At 63.4% G+C, this 14,091-nt stretch carries 12 protein-coding genes; 4 read left to right on the top strand and 8 right to left on the bottom strand.

Annotation, left to right across the window (positions count from 1 at the left end):
• Nucleotides 1–153: 153 nt before the first annotated feature.
• From HJ583_RS03845 to HJ583_RS03815, 7 genes are all read right to left on the bottom strand, one after another.
• Nucleotides 154–1,779, bottom strand: coding sequence for an NAD(P)-binding protein (locus HJ583_RS03845; protein ID WP_170020620.1), 1,626 nt, complete (start codon nucleotides 1,777–1,779; stop codon nucleotides 154–156).
• 21 nt (nucleotides 1,780–1,800) lie between these two features.
• Nucleotides 1,801–2,850, bottom strand: a complete 1,050-nt coding sequence (locus tag HJ583_RS03840) for a thiamine pyrophosphate-dependent enzyme (protein WP_170020618.1) — start codon at nucleotides 2,848–2,850, stop codon at nucleotides 1,801–1,803.
• Between the two features lie 11 nt (nucleotides 2,851–2,861).
• Nucleotides 2,862–4,115 carry a transketolase C-terminal domain-containing protein gene (locus HJ583_RS03835; RefSeq protein ID WP_101941449.1) on the bottom strand — a complete coding sequence of 418 codons (1,254 nt, stop codon included), beginning with the start codon at nucleotides 4,113–4,115 and terminating at the stop codon, nucleotides 2,862–2,864.
• A complete protein-coding gene (locus HJ583_RS03830) occupies nucleotides 4,108–4,686 on the bottom strand; it encodes a 2-oxoacid:acceptor oxidoreductase family protein (RefSeq protein WP_101941450.1) in 579 nt (192 codons plus the stop codon). Before HJ583_RS03830 ends, HJ583_RS03835 begins: the two co-directional genes overlap by 8 nt.
• 331 nt (nucleotides 4,687–5,017) lie before the next feature.
• Entirely contained in the window at nucleotides 5,018–6,175 is a 1,158-nt protein-coding gene (gene bamC / locus HJ583_RS03825) for an outer membrane protein assembly factor BamC (RefSeq protein WP_170020616.1), read from the bottom strand.
• Nucleotides 6,176–6,189: 14 nt separating this feature from the next.
• Nucleotides 6,190–7,068, bottom strand: coding sequence for a 4-hydroxy-tetrahydrodipicolinate synthase (gene dapA, locus HJ583_RS03820; protein ID WP_170020614.1), 879 nt, complete (start codon nucleotides 7,066–7,068; stop codon nucleotides 6,190–6,192).
• A gap of 111 nt (nucleotides 7,069–7,179) precedes the next feature.
• Entirely contained in the window at nucleotides 7,180–8,109 is a 930-nt protein-coding gene (locus HJ583_RS03815) for a histone deacetylase family protein (RefSeq protein WP_170020612.1), read from the bottom strand.
• Nucleotides 8,110–8,256: 147 nt separating this feature from the next.
• On the opposite strand from HJ583_RS03815, the gene HJ583_RS03810 reads away from it, so the two are divergent.
• The 4 genes from HJ583_RS03810 to mltB are packed head-to-tail and all read left to right on the top strand — an operon-like array spanning nucleotide 8,257 to nucleotide 13,179.
• The gene (locus HJ583_RS03810) at nucleotides 8,257–9,183 is read left to right on the top strand and encodes an AAA family ATPase (RefSeq protein WP_101941454.1); all 927 of its coding nucleotides are present in this window, start codon (nucleotides 8,257–8,259) and stop codon (nucleotides 9,181–9,183) included.
• Complete coding sequence (locus tag HJ583_RS19295; RefSeq protein WP_170020610.1) at nucleotides 9,180–10,151, top strand: DUF58 domain-containing protein; 972 nt, start codon at nucleotides 9,180–9,182, stop codon at nucleotides 10,149–10,151. The genes HJ583_RS03810 and HJ583_RS19295 overlap by 4 nt, the downstream gene beginning before the upstream one ends.
• Nucleotides 10,148–12,091, top strand: coding sequence for a transglutaminase TgpA family protein (locus HJ583_RS03800; protein ID WP_170020608.1), 1,944 nt, complete (start codon nucleotides 10,148–10,150; stop codon nucleotides 12,089–12,091). Before HJ583_RS19295 ends, HJ583_RS03800 begins: the two co-directional genes overlap by 4 nt.
• The gene (gene mltB, locus HJ583_RS03795) at nucleotides 12,088–13,179 is read left to right on the top strand and encodes a lytic murein transglycosylase B (protein WP_170020606.1); all 1,092 of its coding nucleotides are present in this window, start codon (nucleotides 12,088–12,090) and stop codon (nucleotides 13,177–13,179) included. The genes HJ583_RS03800 and mltB overlap by 4 nt, the downstream gene beginning before the upstream one ends.
• Here the strand turns inward: mltB and rpoS are convergent.
• Complete coding sequence (gene rpoS / locus HJ583_RS03790; protein ID WP_101941458.1) at nucleotides 13,142–14,086, bottom strand: RNA polymerase sigma factor RpoS; 945 nt, start codon at nucleotides 14,084–14,086, stop codon at nucleotides 13,142–13,144. The genes mltB and rpoS overlap by 38 nt on opposite strands.
• Between the last annotated feature and the right edge of the window lie 5 nt (nucleotides 14,087–14,091).

The following is a 14,091-nucleotide window of genomic DNA, read 5'->3' as shown; positions in this document are numbered from 1 at the left end:
CAAGCCGGTTGATTGTGCGGCGCAAAACAGTGGCCTGTCAAAACCGGAAATGATTTTGGCATTTCAGGGCATAGCACCTCAGGCTCTCGGGCGGAACGAAAAAACGCCCGCTGGCGCAAGCGCGAGCGGGCGTCTGGCTGAGCCGGAAAAGAATCAGCTGGCTTCAGCTTCCATCTTGATGGCACCGCAGGGGCACTCTTCCACACACACGCCACAACCCTTGCAATAGTCGTAGTTGAACTCGAACTTCTTGCCGGGGCCAAGCTTGATGACGGCGTTATCCGGACACACCCCATAGCAGTTGTCGCACTCGAAGCAGTTGCCACACGACAGGCAGCGGCGCGCTTCGAACAGGGCATTGTCTTCGTTCAGGCCACCCTGCACTTCATCGAAGGTGCTCTGACGACGGATGATGTCCAGCATCGGACGAACCGTCTTGTCAGCATCGGTGTAGTACCAGGTGTTCAGCTTCTCGAAAGTCGCCAGCTCCTTCTTCGGCGGCTTGACGTAAGTCGTGCCCGCCAGCCAGGCATTGATGTGGCGCGCGGCCAGCTTGCCATGGCCAACCCCGACGGTCACAGTACGGTCGGACGGCACCATGTCGCCACCGGCGAAGATGCCCGGGTAGCCGGTCATCATGTTTTCGCCCACCTTGACCACGCCATCTTCAAAGCTCAGATCCGGCACGCCGTTGAGCAGGCCCAGATCCACATCCTGGCCCAGCGCCAGGATCACCGAATCGGCCTCCAGGGTGTCGAACTCGCCGGTCGGTACGGGCTTGCCGTTCTCGTCCAGCTCCATCTTCTCGACCTGGATGGCGCCCTCGCCCACCTGCTTGATGGTGGACAGCCAGCGCATCATCACGCCTTCCTGCAGCGCTTCTTCCACTTCGAAGTCGTGCGCCGGCATCTTGTCGCGGGTACGGCGGTACACGATGATGGCTTCTTCGGCACCCAGGCGCTTGGCGGTGCGGGCCACGTCGATAGCGGTGTTGCCGCCGCCATACACGACCACGCGGCGCCCCAGCATCGGCTTGTCTTCACCTTCCATGCTGCGCAGCACCGATACGGCATCAAGAATCTTGGCCGATTCGGCTGCCGGAATGGCGGTGCGCTTGGCGATATGGGCACCCACGGCGAGGAAGGCAGCGTCGAACTTTTCCTCCTTCATGGTCTTGAGCAGATCCTCAACCTTGGTGTTGAGGCGCATTTCCACGCCCATGTCGAGGATGCGCTGCACTTCAGCGTCCAGCACTTCGCGCGGCAGACGGTACTTCGGAATGCCAAAGCGCATCATGCCGCCAGCCAGCGGGCCAGCTTCAAAGATCACCACCTGGTGACCCATGCGGCGCAACTGATAGGCGGCGGACAGGCCCGATGGGCCGGCACCGACCACCAGAATGCGCTTGCCCGTTTCAGCGGCCGGGGCAGCGAACTTCCAGCCCTGCTTGATGGCCTCATCGCCAAGGAAACGCTCCACCGAGTTGATGCCTACGGCCGAATCCAGTTGGCCACGGTTACAGGCGCCTTCACACGGGTGGTAGCAGACGCGGCCCATCACGGCCGGCATCGGGTTGGCTTCGGTGAGGTGACGCCAGGCGGCCTCGTAATCGCCAGACTCGGCGTGAAACAGCCAACCCTGGGTGTCTTCACCCGCAGGACAAGCGTTGTTGCACGGCGGCAGGCGATTGACATAGGCCGGGCGGAAACTGCGCCAGGAACCCGTCTTGTTGGCCAGCGAAGAGCCCACATTAAGGGTGATTGCAAACGGTTTGTTCATTGTTTCAAACTCCCTTTCGCCTTACTTGTGCTCGCTGCCGGGGAAACCGACAGTGGCCTTGTCTTCGCCGAGCAGACCGAACTTGCGGATGTTCTGGTCAGCCATCGCCTGGAAGCGGGCAATCAGCTCCAGTTGCGGGGTCTTGCCGAAAAGGTGGGCAAAACGACGCTGCAGGCGCAGATAGGCCTCAACCGGCTGCTTCTGGCGGATCTTCGAGACATTCGTGACTTCGCCATACTCGGCTTCAAAGACCGGGAACAGACCGGTTTCCTTAGCCAGGCGGGCGAGCTTGATGGTGTCGCACGAAGCCGAACCCCAGCCTAGCGGACACGGCACGAAGATGTGGATGTAGCGTGCGCCGCGCATGTTCATGGCCTTGGTGACCTTGTATTCCAGATCGCGCAGGTCAGACACCGAGGCGGTGGCCACATAGGGAATGCCGTGGGCCATGGCGATCAACGGCACATTCTTGCCCTGACCCCATTCATTGCCCGGATGCTCGCCCACCGGCATGGTGGTGGCGGTACGGGCGGCCGGCGGGGTAGCGGAAGAGCGCTGCACACCGGTATTCATGTAGGCCTGATTGTCGTAACAGATGTAGAGCACATCGTCATTACGCTCGAACATGCCGGAGAGGCAGCCGAAACCGATGTCGGTGGTGCCGCCGTCACCGCCCTGGGCGATCACGCGGGTTTCCGCCAGCGGCTTGCCAGCCTTCTGCGCACGAATCTTGGCAGCAGCGGCAACACCCGTAGCCACCGCTGCGGCATTGCCGAACAGCGAGTGAATCCATGGAATCTGCCAGGAGGTTTCCGGGTAAGGCGTGGAAAACACTTCCAGACAGCCCGTGGCATTCACAGCGATGAGTTGGTTGCCCGTGGCGCGCATGGCCGCATCGATCGCATAACGCGCGCCGAGTGCTTCGCCACAGCCCTGACAGGCGCGGTGACCAGAGTTCAGCGAGTTGGTGCGTTCGATCTCGGACTGCACCGAACGTTGCTCGGGCGGCAGCAGGCGGTTGCCGACGGTGAAGGTGCCGGTCTGATAAAACTTGACGTCTTGATGTCCCATGTCTGCTCTCCTCAGCCCACGTTCGACTTGGTCTGACCCAGGTCGCGCAGGATGTTTTCGGCAATCGGGCCGGAGCGACGGGTGGTGCGCTCACGATCCACTTCCTTGTTGACGATGTTCCAGTCCAGATCAAGGAAATGCAGGGCTTCGAGCTGATCGTGCATAGCCATGCGGAACACGCGGTGCAGCGAAGAGCGGGTGATGTTGCGTCCGCCCAGACCGGCCACGACCGTGTAGATACGCTTGTCCAGACCATCGAGGGCCATGCGCACGTCGGTGGCGACGATGCCGCCAATGCCGACTGCCAGGCTCTTCTCCAGCACCACGATGCGCTTGGCATGCGACAGCGCACGACGAATCGCCGAGACCGGGAAGGGGCGGAAGGAGTTGATGCCAAGCACGCCAATGGAAATGCCATCGGCACGCATCTCGTCGATGGTGTCCTTGATCGTGCCGAGCACCGAGCCCAGCGCAATGACCACGGTTTCAGCGTCTTCGAGCATGTAGGGGCGGACCAGACCACCAGAATTGCGGCCGAAGATCTCCTCGAATTCCTTGGAAATTTTCGGGATCAATTCCAGTGCCTGCATCTGCTTGGCATGCGCCAGGTAGCGCACTTCCGAGAAGGCTTCCGGACCGACCATGGCGCCGATCGACACCGGCGCAGCGGGATCGAGAATCTGGCGCGGCGAGTACGGCGGCAGGAACTTGTCGACCTGCTCCTGCGTCGGGATATCGACGCGCTCGTAAGCGTGAGTCAGGATGAAGCCGTCCATGCAGACCATCACAGGCAGGCTCAGCTCTTCAGCCAGCTTGAAAGCCTGGATGTGCAAATCGGCCGCTTCCTGGTTGGTTTCGGCAAAGATCTGGATCCAGCCACAATCGCGCTGGCTCATCGAGTCGGAGTGATCGTTCCAGATATTGATCGGCGCACCGATGGCGCGGTTGGCCACGGTCATCACGATCGGCAGGCCCAGGCCGGACGCGTTGTACACGGCTTCGACCATGAACAGCAGACCTTGCGAAGCGGTCGCCGTGTAAGTGCGGGCACCGGCCGCCGAAGAGCCGATGGCCACCGACATGGCAGCAAACTCGGATTCGACGTTGATGTATTCGCAATCCTTGATTTCACCAGCTTTGACCATCTCGCCGAGGCCTTCGACGATGTGGGTTTGCGGGGAAATCGGGTAGGCACAGATCACTTCCGGGCGCGACAGCGCAACGGCTTCCGCAACGGCGTGCGAACCTTCACATTGCTTAAGCATGGGCGGCCTCCTTGGCAGCGAGGGCGATGTTGTAGGCCTCGGTAGCGGCGGCGATATTGCCCTCGGCGACCTTGCCGGAGAACTTTTCACGAATCGCAGCTTCAACGGATTTCAAGGAAATCAGGCCGGATGCGGCGGCAAAAGCACCGAGCATCGGCACGTTGGGCGCGTTGCGATTGACGTACTTGAAAGAGAGATCGGTCGCCGAGACGGTGATCAGACGCTCCGGACGGAAGCGCTTGAAGAGCTCACCGAGACCCAGTTCCTCGAAGCTGCGATTGGTGTTGAGCACCACATAGCCATTCGGCGAAAGGCCCGCGAAAACGTCGATCTGATGCAGCAGGGTGGCATCCTGGATGATCAGTGCATCCGGCTCCATGACCGGCTCGCGCAACCGGATTTCCTTGTCTGCAATACGGCAGAAAGCCACCACCGGGGCGCCTGTCCGTTCCGAGCCGAAGCTCGGGAATGCCTGTGCATGACGGCCTTCAAGAAAGGCTGCGATCGACAGCATTTCTGCCCCCGTCACCACCCCTTGACCGCCGCGACCGTGAATCCTCACCTGGAACATCCATATCTCCCTGATGTGAGACTAGCTTCGGTATCCGGAGACAAGCTGCGCACCTCATCGGGGCGGTGCGGCCGGCCTCCTGCTGGTCGCCAGGAAGGCCTTCAATGAAAGCCGCCAAGGCGATGTACGGAAACTATTGCATATAGCGAGATTTCTCTATGCGCCATATCAAGTTTTGAGGCTTGTCAGCCCGGCAAAAGCCAGTCATTACGCGGCAGCACCTCAGAGAAGCACGGTGCAGGGGCACATCGAAGCATGGCCGGAGCGCCAATAAAAAACGGCAGCCAGGGTGCCCTGACTGCCGTTTCCTGCCAGCTGCTGCCGGAGGGGCTTACTTGAGTTCCTTGTGCAGCAGGCCAAGAATTTGGCGACTGGCTTCAGTCGAAGCCGGCTTGCCTTCCTTGTCCTGCAACTGGACCACAGTCTGTTCGCCTGCGGCGCTTACGGCCACGCGGAACTGGTCGGTACCGGACTCTTTCTTGCCGCTGCCAAACCAGCCGGAGAACCAGCCGCCGCTTTCCTTCTTCTGCCCCGTCAGGTCTTCAGCCGAAACATAGCGCACGAAATACAGACCCTTGGCGCGGTCGCGGTCTTCCACCACCACACCGATCCGGTCGAGCGCCAGCCCCACCTGGCGCCAGCTGCGGTCCAGGCCATCCTTCACAGTCAGTTGCTGGCTGCCATCGGCAGCAGCGCCGAGCGTGGCACGTTCAGCCACGGGCTTGGCAACTTCAGCCACCACTTCGCGGGCAGAGGTTTCATCACGCCCCAGGCGAATCATCAGACGGGTCAGCATCTCGGCTTCCATCTCGGGATTCGAAGGCTGCAGCTCGAAATAGGTACCGGTCTGGTTACCCATGTTCGGGTTGTACATCTTCTCTTCGAGGCCACGATGGGTGATGTAGATCTCGACCTCGCCCGGACGAGCGCCTTGCTCAATGCGGGTACGGTAGCGATCACGCTCACCGTTGCTGACCATCGAACCAAGCACATAGCTCAAGGCATTGCGGACGGGATCGGAATAGACCTTGGCGCGGTTCTCGGCCCAGTCAGTTTCCATGATCAACAGTTGCTGATCGTCCTTGACCAGAACGAAACCCAGTTCCTTCCAGAAATCGCGCAGTTTCGGCCACAACTGCTCGCTGTTGCCTTGCAGCACCAGCCAGCGCGTATTGCCAAAACGCTCCATGCGGACCTTGTCCGCCGCAACCGGCACTGCAGCCGCCGGCTTGGCCGCCGCTGCACCCGGCGCGGCCGTAGCGGCCGTGTAACCGGAGTAAGTGGCTGAACCAGGCGTATCCGGCACCACGAAACGCTCATCGCGGCGTGGCGTCACCAGATCTGGCGGCACGATCAGGGAATCGGTCTTCACGCTGGTGTCAGCACCAGGCGTCTTGTAATCAATTTTTTCGTTCCGATTGCCGCCACAAGCTGCCACAGCCAGGCTCAGCACGGAGGCAGACAACACTACACGCAGGGATGAACGCATCAGGTCAGGACCTCTCAGAACTGGATATCGGCGGCACGCATCGCAGTGCGCACGCGCTCGTGGAAAACATCGGAAAGCGGAGTCAGCGGCAGGCGCAACTCGCCCTGCAACAACCCCATCTGTTGGGCAGCCCACTTCACCGGAATCGGATTGGCCTCGACAAAGAGGTCACGATTGAGCAGGTAAAGCTTGCGGTTGATCTCGTTGGCGCGCACCACATCACCGGCCCGCGCGGCCACGCACAGCTCGTGCATCAGGCGCGGTGCCACGTTGGCGGACACCGAAATCACGCCATGGCCGCCGAGCAGCATGAAGCACATGGCGGTCAGGTCGTCGCCGGAGTAAAGCGCAAAATCGGCCGGGGCGCGCATGGCCAGATCGGTAATGCGGTCGATGTTGCCGGTAGCGTCCTTGATGCCGACGATGCCCGGCACATGGGCCAGACGCAGCACCGTGTCGTTGTTCATGTCGGCCACGGTGCGGCCCGGCACGTTGTAGAGAATCACCGGCAGATCAACCGCCTCGGCGATCGTCTTGAAGTGGCGATACATGCCTTCCTGGGTCGGACGGTTGTAGTAAGGCACCACCGAGAGCTGGGCTTCAGCGCCGACCTTCTTGGCAAAGCGGGCCAGCTCGACGGCTTCGGCCGTGGAGTTGGCGCCAGTGCCGGCAATGATCGGCAGGCGGCCGGCGGAATGTTCGACCGCCACGCGGATCAGCTCGCATTGCTCGTCGACACTCACCGTCGGCGATTCGCCCGTTGTCCCGACGATCACCAGACCATCGGTGCCTTCACGTGCATGGAAATCAATGAGGGCCCTGAACGCGGGCAGATCGATCTGCCCGTCTGCCGTCATCGGCGTGAGCAGGGCGACAAGGGAACCGGTGATCATGGTGGTCCGCAAGACGAATGGGAAAGCGGGGATTGTAGACCAAGGACCGCGCGCTGAGTGCTGGCCGCCGAGTAAAAGGCTTGCAGCAGCCTTGCATTCAGGCCCGGCGCCTCAGATATCCGCCAGCGCCCGGACGTGGGCAATCACGCTGCGCCCCAGCGCCGGCAGCACATAACCCCCTTCAAGCATCGACACCAAGCGCCCACCGCAATGAGCATCAGCCCACTGTCTGAGCTCGCGGCTGATCCAGTCAAAGTCCTTGTCGAGCAGACCCATCGAGGCCATGTCGTCCTCGTAGTGGGCATCGAAGCCTGCCGAGATAAACAGCATCTGCGGTTGATGGCGCGTCAGCGCCGGCAGCCACACATGCGTCAGCAGCTCGCGCACCGCATCCCCCCGGGTGCCGGCAGGGAAAGGGCTATTGAGCATGTGCGGCACCTGCACCTGGGTACCACAGTAGGGATAAAGCGGATGCTGGAAAAAACTGAGCATCTGCACGCGCGGGTCGGCGATGAAGATGTTTTCCGTGCCGTTACCGTGATGCACATCGAAATCGATGATGCTGACCCGCTCCAGTCCATGCACCTCCAGCACATGGCGTGCGGCCACCGCCACATTATTGAAGAAGCAGAAACCCATCGCCCGCAGCCGCTCGGCATGATGGCCGGGCGGGCGGACCGCACAGAACGCGTTATGCACGCGACCTGCCAGCACCAGTTCGCTGGCGAGAATGCCCGCGCCGGCGGCCCGCAACGCGGCCTTGAGGGTATGACGAGTCATCGCCGTATCCGGATCAAGATGGCGCAAGCCGCTTTCCGGCGCGATCTCGAAGAGCTCTTCGACATAAGCAGGCGAATGCGCCCGGTAGAGCTGCTCCAGCGTGGCGGTGGGCGCATCCTCACGCATGTCGAGAAAGCCGTCCAGGCCCTCGCCGCGGATGCGATCAAGGATCTCGGTCAGGCGTTCAGGCGACTCCGGATGCTGCGCACCCATGGTGTGCAGCCAGCAATCGGGATGGGTAATGAAAGCCGTACGGCTCATCTCATCGGGTCTCCTGTCGGGCTGCGGCTGTTTCGCTGCAGTTCTTGTGGGGTCTGCCGTTTAAACTAGCGCGGGCCTGATCCATGCGCCAGAGAACGATTGGCCAGAATACGGGTCTGCCACCCAAGAACCCATCCGGAGATTCCCATGTCTGCCCCCATCCCGCACCCCTTGTGCGCCAGCCTCCTCGCCGGCCTCGGCCAGATCCTGCTGGGCAAGCCCGAGGCGCTGCGCCTGTCGCTGGCCTGCCTGCTGGCACGCGGTCATCTGCTGATCGAGGACCAGCCGGGCGTGGGCAAGACGACCCTGGCCCACGCCCTAGCGGTGTCACTGGGGCTGGCCTTTCAGCGCGTGCAATTCACCAGCGATCTGCTGCCGGCAGATCTCATCGGCGTAAGCATTTTCGATGCGGCCCAACAAGGTTTCGTGTTTCATCCCGGCCCCGTGTTCACCCAGGTGCTGCTGGCCGATGAAATCAACCGCACCACCCCCAAGACCCAGAGCGCGCTGCTCGAAGCCATGGAGGAGCATCAGGTTTCGATCGACGGCAAGACCCACGCCCTGCCCTCGCCCTTCTTCGTCATTGCCACCCAGAATCCCTCGCAGCAACTGGGCACTTTCCCGCTGCCCGAGTCACAGCTGGACCGCTTCCTGATGCGCCTGTCACTGGGCCTGCCGGATGCTGCGGCCGAACGCGCCCTGCTCGCCGGCGACGACCGCCGCGCCCTGATCGGCCAGATCCGCCCGCAAATCGACCCGGCAGGCCTGCAGGCATTGCAGCAGGAAGCTGCCGCCCTCCATGTCGGCGAGCGCCTGCTCGATTATGTGCAGGCCTTGCTGGCCAAAAGCCGTCAGTTGCCCGGTGGCGCCAGCGGACTCAGCCCGCGCGCCGGTCTCGGCCTGCTCGCTGCCGCGCGGGCCTGGGCCCTGATCGCCGGGCGCGACCATGTCCGCCCTGAAGATGTTCAGGCGGTATTGCCCGCTGTCGCCGGGCACCGCATCAATGCGCTGGATGCCCGCGCCAGCGGCGAGGCATTGGTACGCGGTCTGATCGAGACCGTGCCCCTGCCGTGAGCGCCGCCACTTTGCGCCAGCGCTTCCGGCGCTGGGCCACGCGCACCCGCACGCCCGAAACACAGCCGATCCGGCTGCCGCAGCGGCGCGTTTACGTACTTCCCACGCGCGCCGGCCTGGCCCTGCTGGCCACGCTGCTGGCCATGCTGCTGGCCTCGATCAACTACAACCTGTCGCTCGGCTACGGCCTGGTCTTCCTGCTCGGCAGCGTCTTCATCGTGCACATCCTGCATAGCTGGCGCACACTCACCGGCCTGCAACTGAGCCTATCCCCCAGCGGCGAAGCCTTTGCCGGCGGCATGGCGCAGTGGCGAGTGGAGCTCGTCAATGAAGCCAGCCACGAGCGGCCCGCCGTACGTCTGCGCGACAGCCAGGGGCGTGAGCTGATGCTCACGGACGTCCCCGCCGGCCAGCACAGTGAAGCCTTCATCGCCCTGCCCTGCTCACAGCGTGGCTTGCTTCAGCCGGGTCAGCTCAGCGTCGAGAGCACACAGCCACTGGGCTGGATCAGGGCCTGGAGCTATATCGAACCGGATGCCCCGGCCGTGATCTACCCCTCCCCCGACGGCGAGCGCCCACTACCCGAAGGCTGGGGTGACAACGGCGAAGGGCGCAGCCGCGAGCGCCCGGGTCAGGATGATTTTGCTGGCCTGCGTGGTTTCCAGCCCGGCGACTCACCCCGCCAGATTGCCTGGAAACAACTGGCGCAAGGGCGCGGCCTGCTCACCAAACAGTTCGCCAGCGCCGGTAGCCCGGCCTGCGTGCTGGACTGGAACATGTTGCCCGCCACGCTGCCGCTGGAGGAACGCCTCTCACAACTGGCCCGCTGGGTGCTGCAAACCCGCCACAGCGGTGCCCGCACGACCCTTCTGCTGCCGGACAGCCAGACCGGCCCAGGCGAAGACGCGGCTCACCATCAGGCCTGCCTGCTGCGCCTGGCTCTGTTCGGTCTGGAGCGGTCACGATGAGCACCCGCAACACATTACCGCGCGACACCTGCTACGCCCTGCTGGCTACCGCAACGCTCTCGCTGGCGCCTTTCCTGCCGCACATTCCCTGGGGAATGGGGCTGCTGGCAGCGCTCCTGCTCGCCTGGCGGGCCTGGCTCGCCCACCAGGAAGCCGAGCGCCCCGCCCTCACGGTATTGATCCTGCTGGCCGTGCTGGGCGGCGTGCTGTGTTTTGCCGAATACCGCACCCTGCTCGGTCGTGAAGCCGGTCTCGCGATGCTGAGCCTGTTGCTGCCGCTCAAGCTGCTCGAAGGGCGTAGCCCACGAGACGGGCGTGCCGCCCTGTTGCTGTGCTGCTTCCTGATGACCGGGCAATTTCTCAACGAACAGAGTCTGCCGGTCGCGGCCATGGTGCTGGCCTGCGCCATCGCCATCCTCGCCACCTCGGCCCGCCTCGAGCGCCCCGCCCTGGCGCTGAAACCGGCCTTGCGCGGCAGCCTGCGCCTGCTGGGCGGCGCCGTGCCCCTGATGCTGCTGCTGTTCGTGTTCTTCCCGCGTATCGATGGCCCGCTCTGGCGCCTGCCAGGTGACGCTCATGCCGGCAAGACCGGGCTCTCGGACAGCATGCAGCCCGGCTCGATTTCGGAACTGATCCAGTCCGGAGAGATCGCCTTCCGTGCCGAATTCGAAGGCGAGCTGCCACCGCCCCGCGAGCGCTACTGGCGCGGCCCGGTGCTGACCGACTTTGACGGCCAGCGCTGGCGCGAACGCCCGACCCAGACCGCCCCGCAACCCGACTATGAAACCAGCGGCCCGGGCTATCGCTACACCCTGACCCTGGAACCACATGATCGCCCCTGGCTGCTGGCGCTGGACTATCCGGCCGAGGGCGCCAGCGACGCCACCTATTCGAGCAACTTCAGCCTGCTCGCCCGGCGCCCGGTCAGCACCCGTCTGCGCATCAGCCTGCATTCCTTTCCGGCCAGCCAGGTCGGCCTGGAAGAGCGCCCGGGACGCCTGCGCGCCGCCCTCAGCCTTCCGGAAGGCAGCAATCCACGCACGGTCGCTGCGGGCCAGGCACTGGCCGCCGCGCATGCAGACCCGGGAGCACGCGTCGCCGCCGCCATCGCATTCATGCAGGCCGCACGTCTGAGCTATACCCTGAGCCCACCGCTCGCCAATACGCATGCAGCCGACGAATTCCTCTTCGACAGCAAGCAGGGCTTCTGCGAGCACTTTTCCAGCGCCTTCGTGATTCTGATGCGCGCCGCCGGTGTGCCGGCCCGGGTCGTCACCGGCTATCAGGGCGGCGAGCGCAATCCGGTCGATGGCATCCTGGTCGTACGCCAGTCCGATGCCCACGCCTGGGCCGAAGTGTGGCTGGCAGGACGCGGCTGGGTTCGTGTCGACCCCACCGCCGCAAGCTCCCCGGCCCGGATTGACGATGGCATTGCGCAGGCCCTACCGGACGCGGACCTGCCGATGATGATGCGTGTCGACTCGGATTTCCTGCGCGGGCTGCGCCACCGCTGGGAAGCGGTGTCGAATGGCTGGAACCAGTGGGTGCTGGGCTACAACGCCAGCCGCCAGCTGGAACTGATGCGCCGCCTGGGCCTGCCCGCGGCCGACTGGCGTCTCCTCACCGCCCTGCTGGGCGCCGGTGCCGGCCTGTGGCTGGGCTGGCTCGCCTGGCGTCTGTGGCCGCGCCGGGCAAAACTCGACGCGCTGGATCGCCTGTGGCAGCGAGCCTGCCGCAAGCTCGCCCGGCGCGGTCTGCAGCGGGCAGAATGGGAAGCTCCGACTGACTTCGCCCAGCGTGCCGCCTTGGCGCTACCGGCACATGCCGATACCATCACGGACATTGCCGAACATTATGCCTGCCTGCGTTTCGGCCCGACCCCACCCACCACCGCGGCAATCGCCACCTTGCGTCGCGCGGTGCACGACTTCAAACCATGACCCTGAACCGCCTGCTGAGCCTCGCCTTTGCCACCTTCGCCTGCAGCCTGCAGGCCCATGCAGCCTACTTCACCGAACGCCCGGAAGTTCAGCTCTTTATCGAAGAGATCGCTGCACGCAACAATCTGGATGCCAGCGTGATCCGTAATGCGCTGGAAGGCGCCACTCCGCTGCCGAAGGTCATCGAACTGGTCAAACCGCCCGCCAACCCCGGAGTACGCTCCTGGCAGCGCTACCGTGCCCGCTTCATCGATACCACTCGCATTAAAGGCGGACTCAGCTTCTGGCAGGAGAACGAAGCCACCCTGCGTGCAGCCGAGGCCCGCAGCGGCGTGCCGGCCGAGATCATTGTCAGCCTGATCGGGGTCGAAACGGTGTATGGCCGCAATACCGGAAACTTCAGCGCGCTCTCAGCCCTGGCCACCCTGGCCTTCGATTACCCGCCGCGCGCCGAACTGTTCCGCCGCGAACTCGAAGCCCTCTTCATGCTGGCTCGTGAGCAAGGCCGTGACGTGACCAGCTACCGTGGCTCCTACGCCGGTGCGCTGGGCCTGCCACAATTTCTCCCCAGCAGCGTGCGCAACTTCGCCGTGGACGGTGACAACAGCGGTCAGATCGATCTGGCCGCCAGCACCGCCGACGCCATCTTCAGCGTCGCGAACTTCCTTGCTCAGCATGGTTGGCAACGTGACGGCAAAATCGTCATGCCTGCCCGAATCAGCGACGAAAGCAAAGCCCGGGAACTGGTCGAGGCGGGCATCCTGCCGACACTGGATGCTGCCCGACTGGCAGCGGGCGGTGTGCGCAGCGCGCTGCCGGCAGACAGCCGTGAGCTTGTCACCCTGGTCGACCTGATCACCCCCGAGGTGGGAACCGAATACTGGCTGGGTTTCCAGAATTTCTACGTGATCACGCGCTACAACCGCAGTAGCTTCTACGCCATGATCGTGCACGATCTGGGGCAAGTGCTGAAAGCGGAAAGAGCCCAGCTTGGCAGCGCACAGCCGGCCCAGGCGGGCTCGGCGTCACCCCCGAAGAAAAGCACCAAGACTAAAACAGCACCTCGCGCGAAACACCTCGGCGCTTGAGGATGCGGCGCAATTGCGCCAGCGCCTCGAGCTGGATCTGGCGTACCCGCTCGCGAGTCAGCCCCAGCTGGGCGGCCAGATCCTCCAGAGTCAGCACCTCGACATCATCCAACCCGTAGCGGTACTGGATCACAAGACGCTGCTTCTCCGAGAGCTGGCCGATCCACTCACGAATCAGCGCCTCGACCTCGGCGGTATGAATGTTCAACTCCGGGCTGACTGCCTGCTCGTCGGCCAGGGACTCGCCAATGGACAGGTTCGGATCGATATCCAGCGGCGCATCAAGTGAAGCCGTATGCTCGGAGAGAGCAAGAATGTCACGCACATCCTTGAGCGGCCGATCAAGTTTCTGAGCCACTTCTTCCAGGCGCGAAGAGTTGCCGTTGGCCGCATCCACCTGGCGCTGCGCACGCAGCACCTGATTGAGCTCCTTCACCACATGCACCGGCAAACGGATGGTGCGCGACTGGTTCATGATCGCGCGCTCGATGTTCTGGCGGATCCACCAGGTGGCGTAGGTGGAGAAACGGAAGCCACGCTCCGGATCAAACTTCTCCAGCGCGTGCATCAGGCCGAGATTGCCTTCCTCGACCAGATCCAGCAGCGGAATGCCGCGATTCAGATAGTGTTTGGCGATGTTGACCACGAGGCGCAGGTTGCGCTCAATCATGGTCTGACGAGCTTCAAAATCCCCCAGGCGCACCCGGCGCGCCAGCGCAGCCTCTTCCTCGGCGGTCAGCAGCGGGTTGAGGCCAATTTCGTTCAGATAAATCTGGGTAACGTCGCTGAGAAATTCGTTCTCGGGCTGAACGACCGGCTGGGGCTCCGGCTCTGCGAAAGCCTCCAGCTCTGCGGGCAGATCCGTTTCCTTTTCTTCTGCGTCATCGAGGAATTCCGGATCGTACATGGGGC

The organism is Uliginosibacterium aquaticum, assembly GCF_012972705.2.
GTDB lineage: Bacteria > Pseudomonadota > Gammaproteobacteria > Burkholderiales > Rhodocyclaceae > Uliginosibacterium > Uliginosibacterium aquaticum.
This window is presented reverse-complemented; position numbering and strand designations above follow the sequence as displayed.